Origin of the sequence: Palleronia salina (assembly GCF_900141995.1) — a bacterium.
GTDB classification, from domain to species: domain Bacteria; phylum Pseudomonadota; class Alphaproteobacteria; order Rhodobacterales; family Rhodobacteraceae; genus Palleronia; species Palleronia salina.
Genome location: NZ_FQZA01000010.1, coordinates 36894 through 55289, shown reverse-complemented (window position 1 = coordinate 55289; position 18396 = coordinate 36894). Strand labels below are relative to the sequence as shown.

Below are 18396 nucleotides of genomic sequence, written 5' to 3'. Positions count from 1 at the left end.
TTGGCCCTTCCCCCCAGCCAAGCCACCGCAACGTCCGACACTGCCCTGGCCAACCGCCCCGGCGAAACGTTGCTCGAATTTCCCGACAATCGCCTTCTGATCGACCTGTGCGGCCAGTTCGACGCCAACCTGGCGATGATCGAACAGGCGCTCGAGACGCAGATCGTGCGCCGCGGCAACCAGTTGATGGTCATGGGCGACGCCGATGCGACGGCCCGGGCGGCGGATGTGCTGCAGGGGCTTTACCAGCGGCTGGAGGCGGGCAAGACCGTCGAGCCGGGGGACGTGGACAGCGCCCTGCGCATGGGCCCGGTCGAGGACGATACCACCGCGCCGGACGCGCAGATGGAGATGTTTCAGCGCGGCCCGATCGAGATCAAGACCCGCAAGAAGCTGGTCGAGCCGCGCACCGACGCGCAGAAGGCCTATGTCCGGTCGCTGTTCGACAATGAACTGGCCTTCGGCATCGGCCCGGCGGGCACCGGCAAGACCTACCTCGCCGTCGCTGTCGGCGTGAACATGTTCATCAACGGCCAGGTCGATCGCATCATCCTGAGCCGCCCAGCCGTCGAGGCGGGCGAGCGGCTGGGCTTCCTGCCCGGCGACATGAAGGACAAGGTCGACCCCTACATGCAGCCGCTCTACGACGCGCTGAACGATTTCATGCCGGGCAAGATGACCGCCAAGCTGATCGAGGAAAAGCGGATCGAGATCGCGCCGCTGGCCTTCATGCGCGGGCGCACGCTGTCGAACGCCTTCGTCGTGCTGGACGAGGCGCAGAACGCCACCGGCATGCAGATGAAGATGTTCCTGACCCGCCTGGGCGAGGGGTCGCGCATGGTCATCACCGGCGACCGCACCCAGATCGACCTGCCGCGGGGGCAGGTCTCGGGCCTGTCGGATGCCGAGCGGCTGCTGAAGCAGATCCCCAAGATCGGGTTCAACTATTTCACCTCGCGCGATGTGGTGCGCCACCCACTGGTTGCCGCCATCATCGAGGCCTACGAGGCCGATGGCTGACACCTTCGTTTCCCTGTCCGAAGCCGACGCGCAGGGGGACCCCGCGCTTCTGGTGGACGTCGTGCTCGAGGATGCCCGTTGGAACGCCATCGGGCTCGAAACGCTGGCCGATACCAGCGCGCGGGCGGTGCTGGACCACCTGGGCCTGGGCCACGGCTGGGAGATCAGCCTGCTGGCCTGCGACGATGACCGGATCCGTGTGCTCAACGGCGATTTCCGCGGCAAGGGCACGCCGACCAACGTGCTGTCCTGGCCCTCGGACGAACGCGGCGCCGATGCGCCCGGCGCCATGCCCGATCCGCCGGACCCGACCGACCCCGAGCTGGGCGACATCGCCATCGCCTTCGACACCTGCGCGCGCGAGGCCGAGGCCGGAGGGCTTGCCCTGGGCGACCACGCGACACATCTGATCGTCCACGCGACGCTGCACCTGCTGGGCTTCGACCACGATGACGACGCCGATGGTGACCTGATGGAGCGTCTCGAGACCGAAATACTTGCGCGACTGGGGCTTCACGATCCATATGCGCCACAGGATGCGACCGACGGAAAGGTGAGATGACCCACGCAGACGACACGGGCGGTGGCCGCCAGGCCCCCGAGCCCGACGACGAAGAGAGTTCCGACAAGGGTTTTTTCGGACGGCTCTTCGATGCCTTCGCCCCCTCCGAGGACGAGGAGGACGACGGCTCGCCGCAATCGCGGACGCCCCCCGGGCTTCTGAACCTGCGGCGGATGCGGGTCGAGGACGTGGCGATCCCCTCGGTCGAAATCGTGTCGGTCCCGGTTGAGATCACGCTGGAAGAACTGGTCGACGTCTTCAAGGAGTCGGGCCTGACCCGGCTTCCGGTCTATGACGGCACGCTCGATTCGCCGCTGGGCATGGTGCACCTGAAGGATTTTGCCCTGCGCCACGGCTTCGGCGGACACACGAGCTATGACCTGCGCGAGATGATGCGCCCGCTGATCTACGCGCCGCCCTCCATGCCCATCGGTGTCCTGTTGCAGAAGATGCAGACGGACCGGATGCACATGGCGCTGGTCATCGACGAATACGGCGGGGTCGACGGTCTGGTGACCATCGAGGACCTGATCGAGCAGGTCATCGGCCAGATCGAGGACGAGCACGATACCGAGGAAGACAAGTTCTGGACGGTGGAGCAGGGCGGCAGCTACCTGGCGCAGGCCAAGACCCCGCTGGACGAGTTCGAGGACGAGATCGGGATGCGCCTGGTCGATCCCGAGGAAGAGGAAGAGATCGATACTCTCGGCGGGCTGGTGGTTCTGTTGACCGGCCGTGTGCCCACCCGGGGCGAGGTCATCCCGCACCCCGCGGGCCCCGAGTTCGAGGTCATCGACGCGGACGCCCGACGGCTCAAGCGTCTGCGCGTCCGGGTGCCCGATACCAGGGATGAGTGACGGCGCGGCGCCGACCCGCGCGGCAACCGGGCGGTGGGCCTATCCGCTCGCGGCCGTCACCGGCGCGGTCGCAGGTCTGGGGCAGGTGCCTTTCGCGCTTCCGCCTGTCGCGCTGGTCGCCTTGGCGTTTGCCGCCCGCATTGCCTTGCGCGCGGCGGGCCCGCGCCGCGCCGCCTGGGTCGGGCTGGCCACCGGCACCGGCTATTTCGCCGTCACCCTGCATTGGATTGTCGAGCCGTTCTTCGTGGACGTGGCGCGTCATGGCTGGATGGCGCCCTTCGCCCTGGTCTTCATGGCCTTGGGGTTCGGCGCCTTCTGGGCCGGGGCCTTCGCGCTGGCGCGCTGGCTTGGCGGTGACCGGGGGCGCTTCGCGCCGGCCTTCGCGCTGTCGCTGGCAGGGGTCGAGCTACTGCGCACCTACCTGCTCACCGGCTTTCCCTGGGCCTTGCTCGGCTATGTCTGGACCGAGACGCCCGCGGCGCAGCTGGCAGGCTGGATCGGCCCGCACGGCCTGACGCTGCTCACCGCGCTGGCGGTGGGTATCGCGGCGGTCGCATCCGGCTGGCTGCGGCCCGCCATGGGCCTCGTGTCGCTGTGGGCGCTGGTCATGCTGGGCGGGATGCTGGTTCCCCCCGCGCCCGGGGCCGCCCGCGACGCGCCGGTGCTGCGCCTGGTGCAGCCCAACGCGCCGCAGGATCGCAAGTGGGATCCGGACTACGCGCAGACCTATTTCCGCCGCTTGCTGGACGCCACCGCGGACCGCGGCGGTGGCCCGCGACCGGACCTGGTCGTCTGGCCCGAGACCGCGATCCCCTACAGTATCACGCCGGGCCACCCGGCGCTGGATTTCGTGGCCGATGCCGCCGGGGGCGTGCCGGTGGCCTTCGGCGTGCAGCGGATCGATGGCGCGCGCATCTACAACTCGCTTCTCCTGCTGGGGCCCGAGGGCCGCATCGACGACACCTACGACAAGCACCACCTTGTGCCATTCGGCGAGTTCATCCCGCTGGGCAGCCTTGCCCGTTACCTGGGCCTGCGCAGCTTTGCCGCGCAGGACGGCTACGGCTACTCGGCGGGGCCTGGCCCGCGGCTGGTGGATTTCGGTCCACTGGGTCGCGCGCTCCCGCTGATCTGCTACGAGGCGATCTTTCCCCAGGACGTGACAGGCGCGCCCGAACGGCCCGACTGGCTCTTGCAGGTGACGAACGACGCGTGGTTCGGCACCTTCGCCGGCCCGCAGCAATCGCTCGCGCAGGCGCGGATGCGCAGCATCGAGCAGGGGCTGCCCATGGTGCGCGTGGCCAATACCGGGATCTCGGCGGTGATCGACGCGCGCGGGCGCGTGCTGGCATCGCTGCCGCTGGGCGAAACGGGATATTTCGACCATCCGCTGCCGCCGGCGGGCACGCCCACGGTCTATGCACGCACCGGCGATTGGCCATGGATGGCATTGATTTTGCTGGGGCTTGCGGGGCTCGGGCTGGCGATGCGGCGCGAAAGACACCTTGATATGGCCGGGTGAACCGAATAGGGGCTTCTGGACCCGAGGGTGCGCAACGGCTTCCTGACGCGTATCCCCATGACCTTGACGGAGCACTTCATGCCAAGGCAGGACTATATCTTCACCTCGGAATCCGTTTCCGAGGGCCACCCCGACAAAGTTTGCGACCGCATCTCGGATGCCGTTCTGGACGCCTTCCTGGCCGAGGAACCCGAGGCCCGCGTGGCGGCGGAAACCTTCGCGACCACCAACCGCGTGGTCATCGGCGGCGAGGTCGGCCTGTCGGACAAGGCCAAGCTGGATGATTACCTCGGCCGGATCGAGGGGATCGCGCGCGACTGCATCCGCGACATCGGCTACGAGCAGGACAAGTTCCACTGGAACACCTGCGAGGTCACGAACCTGCTGCACGCCCAGTCCGCCCATATCGCGCAGGGTGTCGACGGCTCCGAGGACAAGGACGAGGGGGCTGGCGACCAGGGCATCATGTTCGGCTACGCGGTCGAGGACACGCCCGAGCTGATGCCGGCGCCGATCCACTACGCCCACCAGATCCTCAAGCGCCTGTCCGAGGTCCGCAAGGACGGGACCGAGCCGACGCTGGGCCCCGACGCCAAGTCGCAGATCTCGCTGCGCTACGAGAACGGCAAGCCGGTCGAGGTCAGCCAGATCGTGCTGTCCACCCAGCACGCCCACGAGAGCCAGACCAGCGACGACATCCGCGCCATCGTCGAGCCCTATATCCGCGAAGTGCTGCCCGACGGCTGGCTGACCGACGCGACCGAATGGTGGGTGAACCCCACCGGCGTCTTCGTCATCGGCGGACCGGACGGTGACGCCGGCCTGACCGGGCGCAAGATCATCGTCGACACCTATGGCGGGGCCGCGCCCCACGGCGGCGGCGCGTTCTCGGGCAAGGATCCCACCAAGGTCGACCGCTCGGCCGCCTACGCCGCGCGCTACCTCGCCAAGAACGTGGTGGCCAGCGGCATGGCCAAGCGCTGCACCATCCAGCTGAGCTATGCCATCGGCGTGGCCAAGCCCCTGTCGATCTACGCCGACACCTACGGCACCGGCGAGGTCCACGAAGAGCAGATCGAGAAGGCCTGCTATGCCTGCATGGACCTGACCCCGCGCGGCATCCGCGAGCACCTGCAACTGAACCGCCCGATCTACCAGCGCACGGCGGCCTACGGCCATTTCGGCCGCGCCCCCGAGGCCGATGGCGGCTTCTCGTGGGAGCGGACCGACCTGGCCGACGCGTTGAAAAAGGCGGTCTGACCGCCCGGCGGGCGCCCCGCGGCGGCCTAGCCGCGGCCGTGGGGCGCCTCCCAGTCCAGCACCGGGTTGATCGGGATGATCCGGTGCGGGTTAATGTTGTCGTGGCTGTAGTGATAGTGCTGCACGATGTGGTCGAAGTTCACCGTGTCGGCCACCCGCCCGCCATCCGGCGTCCGCCACTGGTAAAGCTCGCGCGTGTAGGCCCACAGGTTGGGATAATCCACGATCCGGCGGCGGTTGCACTTGAAGTGCAGGTGGTAGACCAGGTCGAACCGCACCAGCGTCACGAACAGGCGCCAGTCGGCCTCGGTGATGCGGTCGCCCAGCAGGTAGCGGTTGTTGGCCAGCACCCCCTCGATCCAGTCCAGGCTGTCGAACAGCGGCACGACCGCGTCCTCGTAGGCCGATTGCGACGTTGCGAAGCCCGCCTTGTAGACCCCGTTGTTGACGGTTTCGTAGATCCGGTCGTTCACCGGCTCGATGGCGTCGCGCAGCTCTTCGGGCCAGTAGTCGTCGGTATTGCCGGTGATCCCGTCGAAGGCCGAGTTCAGCATCCGGATGATCTCGGACGATTCGTTGCTGACGATGGTCTCGCGCTGCAGGTCCCACAGGATCGGCACGGTGACGCGGCCGGTCGTCTTCGGGTCCGCGCGCAGGTAGATGTCTCGCGCGAAGGGCAGGCCGTAGACTGTGTCGCCGGTGGCGCCGGGGTAATCGCTGTCGAAGCTCCAGCCGTCGCCCAGCATGTGGGGATGCACCACCGACACGCCGATGATGTCCTCGAGCTGCTTGAGTTTCAGGAAGGCCAGCGCCCGGCTGGCCCAGGGGCAGGCGTAGGAGACGTAGAGGTGATAGCGGTGCGGCTCGGCCCGGAACCCGCCCTCGCCCGTGGGGCCGGCGCTGCCGTCGGCGGTGATCCAGTTGCGGTAGTCCGAGGTCGAGCGCTTGAATTCGCCACCCGTGCTCTCGGTATCGTACCATTGGTCGGTCCAGATGCCGTCCACCAGCTTGCCCATCGCGTCTCTCCTTCCAGTCTGCGTTGCTCCGACACCTAGGACGCGCACGGCGCGCAGACACCGCGAAGCGGCTGCGCGCCCGCGCACATCTGCGCGCATTCGTCTTTGCAACGCCCCCGCACGGGGTGTAAGGCAGACGCGACGACGCCCCAAACCACGCACGGTCGGGGCCGGACAGGTGACCGTCACGCGGCCCGACCCAGACCGGGGGGCCGGGGCGGTATCGTCAGGGTATTCCCGGCGCGCCCGAATGGCCCCGCCCCGAACAGGAGCCCGCCCATGCGCCTTGCCATTTTCCTCGCGATCCTGCCCGTTCCCGCGCTGGCCCATGTGGGGCATCTCGGGCCGCTCGCGGGGCACGACCACTGGGTCGCCGGTGCGGGCCTCGGCATCGCCATCGGGATCGGTCTCTGGCAGGCCGCGAAGGAACGCAAGCGCAGCAAGTCCGAGCCGAAGGCGGAGTCCGAGGAGAGCGAAGAGGAGCAGCCGGCGTGAGCCGGACCGGCGTCATGATCTGCGGCCACGGCTCGCGCAGCCAGTCGGCCGTCGACGAGTTCGCGACCCTGGCCGAGAAGCTGCCCGCCCGCCTGCCGCGGGACTGGGCCGTCGATTACGGCTATCTCGAATTCGCCAACCCGGTGATCCGCGACGGGCTGGACCGCCTGCGCGAGGCCGGCTGCGACCGGATCCTGGCGGTGCCCGGGATGCTGTTCGCCGCCATGCACGCCAAGAACGACATCCCGACGGTGCTGAACACCTATGCCGCGCAGCACGGGATCGAGATCCGCTACGGGCGCGAGCTGGGCGTGGACCCCAAGATGCTGGCCGCCGCCGCGGGCCGCATCCGCGATGCCGTCGCTGCCGCCGATGCCGAACACGGCAAGGTCGACCTGCACGACACCTGCCTCGTGGTCATCGGGCGCGGGGCCTCGGACCCCGACGCGAACGGCAACGTGGCCAAGATCGCGCGAATGCTGCACGAGGGCATCGGCTTCGGCTGGCACGAGGTGGGCTATTCCGGCGTGACCTTCCCGCTGGTCGAGCCGTGCCTGCAGCACGTGGCGAAGCTCGGCTACAAGCGCGTGGTGGTTTTTCCCTACTTCCTGTTCTCGGGCATCCTCATCGACCGGATCTACGGTTTCACCGACCGCGTGGCCGGCGCGCATCCCGACACGCAGTTCGTGACGGCCGGCTACCTGGGCGACCACGACCAAGTGCTCGCCACCTTCGCCGAACGGGTGCTGGAGCTGAAGACGGATCACCCGATCCCCAATTGCGGCATCTGCCCCTTCCGCGAGCAGGTGCTGGCCTTCGAGGGCGGGCGCCATGCCCATGTCGCACCCGCCGAGCGCCTGACCGCCGACCACCCGGCCGCGGGGCCGGTGCCGCCACCCACCTGTGTGCTGTGCAAGTACCGCACCCAGGTGCTGGGCTTCGAGGCCGAGGTGGGCGCGGTGCAGGAAAGCCACCACCACCACGTGGAAGGGCAGGGCGCCAGCGCGCCGGGCTCGAACGTGGCCGACTGCGCGCTCTGCGACAGCTTCTGCACCGGGCTTTGCCGGCTCGAGGCGCAGCACCACCACGATCACCATCACCACCATCATCACGGCGACGGCGATCATCACCACCATCACCACGCCGAGTATCCCCACGCCAATCACCCCTGGGGCCCCGAAAGCGCGCGCCGGACGAAGGCCTGAGCGGCTTCATCTTTCCCCAAATACCTCCGCCGGAGGCATCCGACCTTTCCAGAAAGCGACCCCGTTGCGCCCCTACGAAAAAGATCCCGGCCGCATCTACGCGCAAAGCTTCGCCACCGTGCGGGCCGAGGCGCGGCTGGACCGATTCCCGCCCGGCATGGACGCGCTGGCCATCCGCCTGATCCACGCCTGCGGCATGGTCGAGGTGGCCGACCGTCTGGCCTTCTCGGACCGCGCGGTCGAGGCCGGGCGCGTCGCACTGGCCGCCGGCGCGCCGATCCTGTGCGATTGCGAAATGGTGGGGGCGGGCATCATCCGCCGCCGGTTGCCCGCGGACAACGACGTGGTGGTGACGCTGAACGAGGCGGACGTGCCGGACCTGGCCCGTAGCCTCTCGACCACGCGCTCGGCCGCGGCGGTGACGCTCTGGCCCAATTTCCTGGATGGCGCGGTGGTGGCGATCGGCAACGCGCCCACGGCGCTCTTCCAGCTACTCGAACTGCTCGACGCGGGCGCGGCGAAGCCCGCCGTCATCCTGGGCTTTCCCGTGGGCTTCGTCGGCGCGGCCGAATCGAAGGCCGAGCTGGCCGCGAACCCGCGCGGTTGCGATTTCGTGGCGCTGCGGGGCCGGCGCGGCGGGTCGGCCATGGCGTCGGCCGCCGTCAACGCGCTGGCCGCGGGGCTGGAGACCGACACCCATGTCTGAGCCCTGGCTGCATATCGTCGGCATCGGCGAGGACGGCATGGCGGGCCTTTCGCCCGCCACCCGCGCCGTGGTCGAGGCGGCCGAGATCATCGTCGGGGGCGACCGCCACCACCGCCTGTCCGATGCCGTCACCGCCGAGCGGGTCAGCTGGCCGTCGCCTTTCGACGCGCTGATCGACATGCTCAGGGGCTATCGCGGGCGCCGGGTCGTGGTGCTGGCCACGGGCGATCCGCTGTGGTTCTCGGTCGGCGCGCGCATCGGGCGCGCGATCCCGTCGGGCGAGATCCTGTACCACCCGCAGCTGTCAGCCTTCCAGCTTGCCGCCGCGCGGCTGGGCTGGAGCCTTGCCGATGTCGAGACGCTGACCGTCCACGGCCGCCCGGTCGAGCAGATGATCGCCTTCATCCAGCCCGATGCGCGGCTGCTGATCCTCACCACGGGCGCCGAGACGCCGGCCCGCATCGCCGCATTCCTGGCCGAGCGCGGCTTCGGCGCCTCGCCCATGACCGTGCTCGCGAACATGGGCGGCGCGGACGAGGCGCGGTTCGACGGGACCGCCGAAAGCTGGGACCACGAGGTGCCCGCCTTCAACACGCTGGCCGTCGACTGCGTGGCCGCGCCCGATGCCGCGTTGCTGCCCCGCGTGCCGGGGCTGGACGACGACCTGTTCCGCCACGACGGCACCATGACCAAGCAGGAGGTGCGGGCGCTGACCCTGGCCAAGCTCATGCCCATGCGCGGCGCGCTCTTGTGGGATGTCGGCACAGGCTGCGGGTCGGTGGCGGTGGAGTGGATGCGCGGCGCCCGCTATGCCCGCGCCATCGGGATCGAGCCGCGCGCCGACCGCCGCGCCATGGCCGCCGCCAACGCGCTGGCGCTGGGCGCGCCGCGGTTGGAGCTGATCGAGGGCGAGGCGCCCGCGGCGCTGGACGGTCTCGACGCGCCCGACGCGGTGTTCCTGGGCGGCGGGCTGTCGGCCGAGGTGTTCGACGCCGCCTGGACGCGCCTGAAGCCCCTGGGGCGGCTGGTGGCCAATGCCGTGACGCTGGAATCCGAGGCCGTGCTGATGGAGCTGCACGCCCGCCACGGCGGACAGCTCGTGCGTCTGCAGGCGGCGCGGGCCGAGCCCGTGGGCCGGTTTCGCGGCTGGCGGGCGGCGATGCCGGTGACGCAGTGGAGCCTGATCAAGCGATGAGCGGGTTGCGGGCCGGGCGACCAGGTATTTGTGGAAAGATGAAGCCGGGCCGGGGCGCGTCCCGGGCGCGTGTCGCGCTGGCCCGCGGCGCCGTGCGATGAGCGGCGTGCTCTACGGGGTCGGTGTCGGGCCGGGGGACCCCGAGCTCGTGACGCGCAAGGCGGCACGGCTGATCGCCGGGGCGGGCGTCATCGCCTACCCGACGCTGGCCGGCGCGCCCAGCTTCGCCCGGGCCATCGTGGCGGACCTGATCCCCGGGGATGCCGAGGAAATCGTCATGGACCTGCCCATGCGCGCCGCGCGAGAGCCGGCACAGGCGGTCTACGACGACGGCGCCGCGCGGATCGCCGCCGCGCTGGAGGCGGGCCGCGACGTGGTGTGCCTGTGCGAGGGCGACCCGTTCTTCTACGGCTCGTTCATGTATCTCTACGCCCGGCTGCGCGACCGCCACGCGGTCGAGGTCGTGCCCGGTGTGAGCTCGGTCATGGCGGGCGCGGCGCGGGCGGGCCTGCCGCTGGCCGCGCGCAACGAACGGCTGACCGTCCTTCCGGGGCCCTTGCCCGAGCCCGAGCTGCGCGCCCGGATCGACGGGGCCGAGGCGGTCGCGATCCTGAAGGTGGGCCGCCACCTGCACAAGATCCGCGCCGTGATCCGCGACCTGGGGCTGGAGCCCCGCGCGATCTATGTCGAGCGCGCGACGCTGGCGGCGGAACGGATCTGCCCGCTGTCCGAGGCGCCGGAGAACGCGCCCTATTTCTCGATGATCCTGCTCAACAAGGGGGATGACCCGTGGCTGTGACACCCGTGGTCCTGGCGCTGTCGCGCTCGGGCGAAAGCGTCGCGCATCGCGTGGCCGACCTGCTGGGCGCGCCGGTGCATGGCCGCGCGGGCCGGGTCGACCGCGCCGACGTGTGGTTCGACAACGCGCTGGACCATGCGCGCGATCTGTTCGCCGCCGGCCACCCGGTGGTGGGTGTCTGCGCCAGCGGCATCCTGATCCGCGCCGTCGCGCCGCTTCTGTCGGACAAGCGGGCCGAGCCGCCGGTGCTGTCGGTCAGCGACGACGGCGCCGTGGTCGTGCCGCTTCTGGGCGGGCACCGGGGGGCCAACCGGCTGGCGGCGCGAATCGCCGACGGTCTGGGCGCGCGCGCTGCCGTGACCACGGCGGGCGACCTGGCGCTGGGCGTGGCGCTGGACGCGCCGCCGCCGGGCTACGTGCTGGAAAACCCCGAGGCCGCGAAAGATGTCATGGCGCGGCTGCTGGCGGGCGAGGGGGCGCAGGTCACGGGCGACGCGCCCTGGCTGGCGGACCTGCCGCGCGGGGACGGGCCGGTGGTCGCCTGTTCCGCCGCACCGGTCGAGGCGGAGCTCGTGTTCCGTCCGCAGGTGGCGGTCCTGGGGCTCGGGGCGTCGCGCGACTGCCCGGTGGACGAGATGGCGGCGCTGGTGGACCGGGTCCTCAACGAGGCGGGCATCGCGCCGGAGGCCGTTGCAGCGGTGGCGAGCGTGGACCTGAAAGGGGACGAGCCGGCGATCCTGGCGGTCGCACGGCGGCTGGGGCGGCCCCTGCGCCTGTTCGACGCCGCCGCGCTGGAGCGTGAAAGCCCGCGCTGCGCCACCCGCTCGGACGTGGTGCTGGCCGAGATCGGGACGCAAGGCGTGGCCGAGAACGCGGCGCTGGCCGTGGCCGGCGCGGATGCGACGCTGGCCGTGGCGAAGCAGAAGACCGCCCACGCCACGGCGGCCCTGGCGCTGGCGCCCGCGCCGCTGGTCGAGCTGCCCGGCCGGGCGCGCGGGCGGCTTTCGGTCGTGGGCATCGGGCCGGGCCAGGCCAGCTGGCGCACGCCCGAGGTCAGCCGGCTGTTGGCGGAGGCCGAAACGCTGGTGGGATACGGCCTTTACATCGACCTGCTGGGCCCGCTGGCGGCGGGCAAGGAACGGCACGATTTCCCGCTGGGGGGCGAGGAAGACCGCTGCCGACACGCGCTGGAGCTGGCCGGGCAGGGGTGGAACGTCGCGCTGGTCTGCTCGGGCGACGCCGGGATCTATGCCATGGGGGCGCTGGTCTTCGAGCTGATGGACCGGAGCGACAAGGGCGTGAGCGACGCGGCCCGCCGGGTCGAGGTCGTCTGCTCGCCCGGTGTCTCGGCCTTGCAGGCGGCGGCGGCGCGGGCGGGCGCACCGCTGGGCCACGACTTCTGCGCGATCTCGCTGTCGGACCTTCTGACCCCGCGCGAGGACATCGTGAAACGCCTGCACGCGGCGGCCGAGGGCGACTTTGTCATCGCTTTCTACAACCCCGTCTCGAAGCGGCGGCGCACCCTGCTGGCCGAGGCGCGGGACATCCTGCTGGATCACCGCCCGGCCGACACGCCGGTGCTGCTGGCGTCGTCGCTGGGCCGTCCCGAGGAGGAGATCCGCTATCGCCGGCTGGACCAGCTGGACGTGGACGAGGTCGACATGCTGACGGTCGTCCTGGTCGGGTCCAGCCAGTCGCGGCTGGCACGCCTGGGCGAAGGGCCGCGCATGTTCACGCCGCGGGGCTATGCCCAGAAGGTCGGGCTGTGAGGCGGGCGTTCGGCATCAGGTATTTCAAGAAAGGTGAAGCGCGATGACGGTCTATTTCATCGGCGCCGGGCCCGGTGATCCGGAGCTTCTGACCCTGAAGGCGCAGCGGCTGATCCGGGCCTGTCCGGTCTGTCTTTATGCCGGGTCGCTGGTGCCCGAAGCTGTGGTGGCCGAGGCGCCCGAGGGCGCGCGCGTGCTGGACACCGCCCCCATGACGCTGGACGAGACCCACGCCGAGATCCTGGCCGCCCATGGCCGCGGGCAGGACGTGGCGCGGGTGCATTCGGGCGATCCGTCGCTTTACGGCGCCATCGCCGAGCAGATCCGGCGGCTGAAGCGCGACGGGATCGACTACCAGATCGTGCCCGGCGTGCCGGCCTATGCCGCGGCCGCGGCCGCGCTGGGACAGGAGCTGACGGTGCCGGGCGTGGGCCAGTCCATCGTGCTGACGCGGATGAGCATGAAGTCGACCTCGATGCCCGAGCACGAGACGCTGGAGACTTTCGCGCGCTCGCGCACCACGCTGGCGCTGCACCTGGGCGTGCGCGCGTTGCGCGAGATCGAGCGTCAGCTGGTGCCCTACTACGGCGCCGATTGCCCGGTGGTCGTGGCCTACCGCGTGGGCTGGCCCGACCAGCTTTTCCTGCGCGGCACGCTGTCGGATATCCGCGAGAAGGTGCGCGCGGCGAAGATCACGCGCACGGCGCTGATCCTCGTCGGGCCGGTCATGGGCGAGGTCACCGATTTCGAGGACAGCGCGCTCTACGATCCGGCGATGCCGCACGTCCTGCGGCCGCGCGCCGCGAAGGGATGACCTAGGCGTAAAGTGTTAGTCTCCCGGGGACTTGCCGTAACGACAAATCGATCCAACTCTGGTATACATTTTTCCGGGGGGAACGGTAATGAGTGCATACCTACCTGAGGATCTGGCGCCCGAGCAAATCATCGGCCGCGCGCGGCTGATTGCCCGGCAGCGACGGTTGTCCGTCGTGTCGAACGGCCGGCGCATCCCGGTTCTTCATCTTTGGAAGGGCGGATTCGCGGTGGCGCCGGACATGGCGCGGCACCTGCGTGGCCTGGTCGAGCTTTACGAAGGCGAAAAGCTTCTGGGATGGTGCCTGGTCAGCTCGGGCACGATCGAGGCGGATGCCCACAGGTTCGATTTCAAGCGTTTCACCGCCTGCGCGGAGAACGCGCCGGTGGATTTCGTGCGCATCCTGCCGAAACCGCCGACCAGCGACATTCACATCTGATCTCTCGCGCGGCCGTCGATCAGCACGGCCGTGCCCAACCCGCCCGCCGCCGCGATCGCGGCGAGGCCGAGGCCGGGCGCGCACGCCAGTTCGTGCACCAGCCGCACCAGGTTGACCGCGCCCGAGGCCCCGATGGGATGCCCGCGAGCCAGCGCCCCGCCGCCGACGTTCATCCGTTCTTCCGGCAGGGACAGCGCGCGCGCGGTGGCCATGGCCTGCGCGGCGTAGGCCTCCATCAGCTCGATCCGGGACAGGCCGCCGGGCCCGATCCCGGCGCGGTCCAGCACCTGCGCGATGGCCGCGTCCGGCGCAGCGGCGGGGTTGGCGGGATCCGCCCCCAGCGTGACACCCTCCGCGATGCGCGGGGCCGTCGGCGCATCGTCCGAGCGGGCCAGCAGAACGAAGGCCGCGGCGTCGGCGGCCACGGCGCTGTTGGCGGCCGTGATCTGGCCCACCAGGCGCTGCGCGCGCGCGGCAATCCGCGGGGTGAGGGCCCGGGTGAAACTGTCGCGCTCGAGCCCGGCCATCGGCACGAGTTCGGGCGGGCGCGGGGGGTGGGCCAGGGCCTTGGCGTGGCTGCCCGCGGCGAAGGCGTCCATCTCGGCCTTGCTCAACCCCACCCGGGTCGCGAGCGCATCGGCGGCCGCGGCGAGGTCGGGGTCGGGAAAGCCCGCGGGCGCGAAGGGCGGTCGGTCGTAGAAGCGGGGCGCGTCGGGCGTGCCGGTGGCGCGCAGGGGCCTGCGCGAATAGCTCTCGGCCCCGCCCGCGATGACGCAGCGCGCCGCCCCCGAGCGGATCAGCGCGGCCCCCAGCAACACGGCGTCCAGGCCGCCGACGCATTGCCGGTCGATCGTAAGGCCGGCGACCCGCAGCGGCAGGCCCGAGGCCAGCGCGGCCAGCCGGGCCGGGTTGCCGCCCGCGCCCAGGGCGTTGGCGCAGATCAACTCGTCCACGTCGTCGGGCCCGCGCCCCGCGCGTTCCAGCAGGACGCGGATCACCGGCGCCGCGATCTCGTGCGGCTGAAGCCCCGCCAGGGCGCCGCCGCGCGGCGCCACGGGGCTGCGGCAGGCCGACAGGATGGCGACGCCGGTCACGCCAGCGCGGCGAGAGTGTGCGCCAGGCCGTCGAGGTCGGGCTTGCCGGACGGCAGGCGGGGCAGGGTGGGCACCGTCACGACCCTGTGCGGTGTCCCGGCCGCGCCCACGGCGCGCCGGCAGTCTGCCAGCAAGGCCGCGTCGAGCGACGGATCCGCCTTGCCCTGCCGCACCGCCACCAGCCGCGCGCCGCGCCGCGGGTCGGGCACGGCCACGACCGCCACCGGCGCCCCGGCCCGGTCGGCCAGGAACTGCTCTGCCGGCTCGGGGCTGACCAGCCGGTCGGCCACGTTCACCTGGCGCCCCGCGCGCCCCGTGACGACGAGGCGGCCCTTTTCCATGTGCCCGAGCTCGCCCACGGTGACGAAGCCGTCCGCGTCGCGTCGGGTCAGCGGGTCGGCGCCCGCGTCATAGCCGTCGAAAAGGTAGGGCGAGCGCACCCAGATCAGCCCGTCGCGCAGGCGCAGCTCGACCCCGGGGAAGGGCGTTCCGTCCACGGTGACGAAGCTCAGCTCGGACGCGCCGTAGAAGGTGCTCAGACGGGCCGTGGGAAACGTGACGCGGGCCGCCTCGGCCTGCGCGGCGGTCAGGACCCCACCGCCGACGATCAGCCGGTCGAGCGTCGGAACCGCGCCCCGGCCGGCGAGCAATCCCAGCTGCGTCGGCGTCGCCCAGAGATGCGTGGCGCCGTGGTCGCTGAGCGCGCGCAATTGCGCGTCGGGCCGCATACCCTGCAAACCCAGCAATCCCGCGCCCAGCGCGGCGGCCTCGGCCAGCGCGTAGAGCGTCAGGGAGTGGCCGACATGGCCCAGCGTCGCCACGACCGCGCCGGGCCCGATATCGAACAGTCGCGCGTTGACCTCGAAGCTCGCGCGCCAGCTGGCGGCACTGCGGCGGATGACCTTGGGCGCGCCGGTGGTGCCGCCACTGGCCACCCGGATCCACCGCCCGTCGCCGCCCGTGTCGCGCAGCCCGTCCGGCCCCGCGGTGATGTCGCGTCCGGCGGCCAGCGCGTCCAGCAATCCGCCGTCATCCCCGGCGACCAGCCGCGCCGCGCGGTGACGCTCCAGCCTCATTCGATGGGATCCATAAGCGCGTCGCGCTGGGTGCAGTCGCGGATCACGTCGTCGCCGCAGCGGCGCGGCTCGAGGTCGCGCGTGAGGCAGATGCGCACCTCCTGGATGCGGCGGTCGCGGCAGGTTACGGTCAGCGCATCGGGAAAGAGGCCGGGGTTGTCCTTCAGGAACGCCTCTTCCACCACGCGGGCGGGCAGGCGGACGGGCGTGTCGAGCCGCCGGAACACCGCCGGTTTCTGCACGGCGTCGAAGGCTTGGCGCGCCCGGTCGAAATAGTCGCGCGGTGCCAGCCCGGCGCAGCGGCCATGTTTTTTCCACTGGTACCACGCCGCGCCGGGGGCGCCCATGATGTCGGCCATGGCGGCGGTCTGGGCGCGGCTGGGGTCGGCTTGCGCGGTGTTGCAATATTCGGGGTAGCCCCGGTCGTATTGCGGCCACAGCCCGTGCAGCACCCATCCGAAATCTGCATCCGCGGCGCATTGCGGCGACCCGCGATCGTCGCCTTCAAGCGCGCACCAGCTGGGCGACCAGGACAGCGCGAGGACGTAATAGTCGAACGCCCCGGCGCGATCCTGCGCGGTCGCGGGGCCGGATGACAGCAGGATCGCGGCGGCGAAGACGTGACGAAGGCGTATCATTTGGGGTCTTTCCACGAAGGCACGGGCCGACTATATGCACCTTGAGTTCCCCGACAATGCGAACTTGGGCCCTGGGGGCCCGGCCCCTGATCCGGGCCACGGGGAAGACATGTCTGAGATGAGGAGCGCCAAGCGATGTCCGAAAAGCCGATCATGGCCAAAGCCACCGCCGTCTGGCTGGTGGACAACACGACGCTGACCTTCAAGCAGGTCGCCGATTTCTGCGGCCTGCACGAGCTCGAGGTGCAGGGCATCGCCGACGGCGACGTGGCGGCCGGTGTGAAGGGCTTCGACCCCGTTGCCAACAACCAGCTGACCGCCGAGGAGATCGAGAAGGCCGAGGCCGACCCGCTCCACAAGCTGAAGCTGAAGTTCAACCCGTCCGCCGTGGGCGAGGAAAAGCGGCGCGGCCCGCGCTATACCCCGCTGTCCAAGCGGCAGGACCGCCCGGCATCCATCCTGTGGCTGGTCAAGTTCCACCCCGAGCTGGCCGACAGCCAGATCGCCAAGCTGGTGGGCACCACCAAGCCGACGATCCAGGCCATCCGCGAGCGCACGCACTGGAACATCAACAACATCGAACCCATCGACCCCGTCGCCCTGGGCCTGTGCAAGCAGACCGAGCTGGACCAGCAGGTCCAGAAAGCCGCCGCGAAGAAGGCGCGCGAGGGCGCGGTCATGTCCGACGAGGAGCGGCGCAAGCTGGTCTCGACCGAGCAGTCGCTGGGTGAAGACAACGAGCCCAAGATGCCGTCGGCGATCTCGGGGCTCGAGACCTTCAGCCTTTCGGACACGGGCGAGGAGCTGGAAGAGGAAGACGACCGCGACGTGGCCGACGCCGACAGCTTCTTCAACCTGCCGAGCGAAAGCGGTTCGGACGACGAACAGCCCTGATCGGCGCACGACATTCTGTATGACAAGGGCGGCTTTGGCCGCCCTTTTTCGTTTCGCGATCCGCCCGATTCAACCTGTGGTATTGGGCGTTTCCACGAGATCGTCTGAAATCATCAACTTCCGTGATTTTTCCGCCACTTGTTTTGCGGAGTTCACGCGATGGCTGACGTGGCGCTCGCCCGCGTAAGTCTCGCCGTGCGATTTATCCGGCCAAGATCCCGCACCAAGCGGGACAAGGGACCGCGCATGTCGGGCCCGCATTGTTGAGGTTCAGGGCAGCGATCAACCGCGACACGTTCGCGGCGACTATCGGCCTGCGCTGAAGGTGCCCCAAGGCGCCGTGGGACGAGGGTCGGGCTGGATGAACGGTATCCGCATATCATTGGCATGTGTCGCGCTTGCGGGCGCGCTTGCGCTGTCGGGCTGCATGCCGACCGCGTTGTCGTCGAACCGGACGATACAGCAGCGCATGGAAACGACGCAGTATCGCATGGTCGATACGCAGCGCGCGTGGCTGCACGTGCCGCAAGGGCTTCTGACGCTCGAGCGGGACCTTCAGGGTGTGCGCGAACAGCGCATCGCGCTGCCCAACGACACGTCGCTGTCGGGCGACAATTTCGTGCTGTTGCGCACCCGTGGCGGCGGCGCGCTGCGCGGCGCGCGGTTCGACCTGGAGCGCTTCGTGGAGCTTTCGGGCGGTGCGCCCTATCCGTTCCGGAGCCTGAGCAATCGCAACATGCGCACCGGGTCGGATGCGCTGGGCGCTTTCTTCTGGACCGAACAGGCCATGGGCCCCGGCGTCACCTGCGTCGCCGCCGTCCGCAGCCTGGACCGGTCGGCGCGCCCGCTGCCCGGCCGCGCGGCGGCGGTCGACGTGATGATGCGCAACTGCGTACGGGGCGACGCGCGTGCCGCGCTCGCGCCGATCCGGGCCGAGACCCTTTCGGCCACACCGGCGGCGGGGGCTGGGGCCACCGCCGCCGCACCGACCCTGCGGAACCGCTCGCCCTTCGCGGCGCCGACCGGGGGCTGAGC

19 protein-coding genes are annotated in these 18396 nt (G+C 70.5%); 15 read left to right on the top strand and 4 right to left on the bottom strand.

The window, feature by feature from the left end:
- The first annotated feature begins 45 nt into the window (after positions 1 to 45).
- The 5 genes from BUB76_RS13395 to metK all read left to right on the top strand — a co-directional run bounded on the left by BUB76_RS13395 (position 46) and on the right by metK (position 5221).
- Entirely contained in the window at positions 46 to 1020 is a 975-nt protein-coding gene (locus BUB76_RS13395) for a PhoH family protein (protein ID WP_073129377.1), read from the top strand.
- Positions 1013 to 1582: an rRNA maturation RNase YbeY gene (gene ybeY, locus BUB76_RS13390; protein ID WP_073129304.1), complete on the top strand. Its 570-nt coding sequence runs from the start codon at positions 1013 to 1015 to the stop codon at positions 1580 to 1582. The genes BUB76_RS13395 and ybeY overlap by 8 nt, the downstream gene beginning before the upstream one ends.
- A complete protein-coding gene (locus BUB76_RS13385; protein WP_073129303.1) occupies positions 1579 to 2439 on the top strand; it encodes a CBS domain-containing protein in 861 nt (286 codons plus the stop codon). The genes ybeY and BUB76_RS13385 overlap by 4 nt, the downstream gene beginning before the upstream one ends.
- Positions 2432 to 3961, top strand: coding sequence for an apolipoprotein N-acyltransferase (lnt, locus tag BUB76_RS13380; RefSeq protein ID WP_073129302.1), 1530 nt, complete (start codon positions 2432 to 2434; stop codon positions 3959 to 3961). Before BUB76_RS13385 ends, lnt begins: the two co-directional genes overlap by 8 nt.
- A 78-nt stretch (positions 3962 to 4039) precedes the next feature.
- Positions 4040 to 5221, top strand: coding sequence for a methionine adenosyltransferase (metK, locus tag BUB76_RS13375; RefSeq protein WP_073129376.1), 1182 nt, complete (start codon positions 4040 to 4042; stop codon positions 5219 to 5221).
- A gap of 26 nt (positions 5222 to 5247) precedes the next feature.
- Here the strand turns inward: metK and BUB76_RS13370 are convergent, their stop codons facing one another.
- Positions 5248 to 6237, bottom strand: coding sequence for a glutathione S-transferase family protein (locus BUB76_RS13370; protein WP_073129301.1), 990 nt, complete (start codon positions 6235 to 6237; stop codon positions 5248 to 5250).
- A gap of 279 nt (positions 6238 to 6516) precedes the next feature.
- Here BUB76_RS13370 and BUB76_RS13365 point away from each other — a divergent pair, with 279 nt between their 5' ends.
- From BUB76_RS13365 to BUB76_RS13330, 8 genes are all read left to right on the top strand, one after another.
- Positions 6517 to 6732: a DUF6732 family protein gene (locus BUB76_RS13365; protein ID WP_073129300.1), complete on the top strand. Its 216-nt coding sequence runs from the start codon at positions 6517 to 6519 to the stop codon at positions 6730 to 6732.
- Between the two features lie 14 nt (positions 6733 to 6746).
- Entirely contained in the window at positions 6747 to 7937 is a 1191-nt protein-coding gene (locus BUB76_RS13360; RefSeq protein WP_073129375.1) for a sirohydrochlorin chelatase, read from the top strand.
- Positions 7938 to 8001: 64 nt separating this feature from the next.
- Positions 8002 to 8643 (top strand): precorrin-8X methylmutase, encoded by a 642-nt coding sequence (locus BUB76_RS13355; RefSeq protein WP_073129299.1) that lies wholly within the window; start codon positions 8002 to 8004, stop codon positions 8641 to 8643.
- A complete protein-coding gene (cbiE, locus tag BUB76_RS13350; RefSeq protein ID WP_073129298.1) occupies positions 8636 to 9838 on the top strand; it encodes a precorrin-6y C5,15-methyltransferase (decarboxylating) subunit CbiE in 1203 nt (400 codons plus the stop codon). Before BUB76_RS13355 ends, cbiE begins: the two co-directional genes overlap by 8 nt.
- A gap of 97 nt (positions 9839 to 9935) precedes the next feature.
- On the top strand, positions 9936 to 10637 hold the full coding sequence (gene cobI, locus BUB76_RS13345) for a precorrin-2 C(20)-methyltransferase (protein WP_073129297.1): 702 nt from the start codon (positions 9936 to 9938) through the stop codon (positions 10635 to 10637).
- A complete protein-coding gene (gene cobJ, locus BUB76_RS13340) occupies positions 10628 to 12406 on the top strand; it encodes a precorrin-3B C(17)-methyltransferase (RefSeq protein ID WP_073129296.1) in 1779 nt (592 codons plus the stop codon). The genes cobI and cobJ overlap by 10 nt, the downstream gene beginning before the upstream one ends.
- A gap of 43 nt (positions 12407 to 12449) precedes the next feature.
- Entirely contained in the window at positions 12450 to 13220 is a 771-nt protein-coding gene (gene cobM / locus BUB76_RS13335; protein ID WP_073129295.1) for a precorrin-4 C(11)-methyltransferase, read from the top strand.
- Between the two features lie 88 nt (positions 13221 to 13308).
- Positions 13309 to 13659, top strand: a complete 351-nt coding sequence (locus BUB76_RS13330; protein ID WP_073129294.1) for a hypothetical protein — start codon at positions 13309 to 13311, stop codon at positions 13657 to 13659.
- Here the strand turns inward: BUB76_RS13330 and BUB76_RS13325 are convergent.
- The 3 genes from BUB76_RS13325 to BUB76_RS13315 are packed head-to-tail and all read right to left on the bottom strand — an operon-like array spanning position 13650 to position 16467.
- Positions 13650 to 14753 carry a thiolase family protein gene (locus tag BUB76_RS13325; protein ID WP_073129293.1) on the bottom strand — a complete coding sequence of 368 codons (1104 nt, stop codon included), beginning with the start codon at positions 14751 to 14753 and terminating at the stop codon, positions 13650 to 13652. The genes BUB76_RS13330 and BUB76_RS13325 overlap by 10 nt on opposite strands.
- Positions 14750 to 15829, bottom strand: a complete 1080-nt coding sequence (locus tag BUB76_RS13320) for an AMP-binding protein (protein WP_073129292.1) — start codon at positions 15827 to 15829, stop codon at positions 14750 to 14752. Before BUB76_RS13320 ends, BUB76_RS13325 begins: the two co-directional genes overlap by 4 nt.
- Positions 15826 to 16467, bottom strand: coding sequence for a ribonuclease T2 family protein (locus BUB76_RS13315; protein WP_073129291.1), 642 nt, complete (start codon positions 16465 to 16467; stop codon positions 15826 to 15828). Before BUB76_RS13315 ends, BUB76_RS13320 begins: the two co-directional genes overlap by 4 nt.
- 135 nt (positions 16468 to 16602) lie before the next feature.
- On the opposite strand from BUB76_RS13315, the gene BUB76_RS13310 reads away from it, so the two are divergent.
- On the top strand, positions 16603 to 17361 hold the full coding sequence (locus BUB76_RS13310; RefSeq protein ID WP_073129290.1) for a DUF1013 domain-containing protein: 759 nt from the start codon (positions 16603 to 16605) through the stop codon (positions 17359 to 17361).
- A gap of 361 nt (positions 17362 to 17722) precedes the next feature.
- On the top strand, positions 17723 to 18394 hold the full coding sequence (locus tag BUB76_RS13305) for a hypothetical protein (protein ID WP_073129289.1): 672 nt from the start codon (positions 17723 to 17725) through the stop codon (positions 18392 to 18394).
- Positions 18395 to 18396 lie beyond the last annotated feature (2 nt).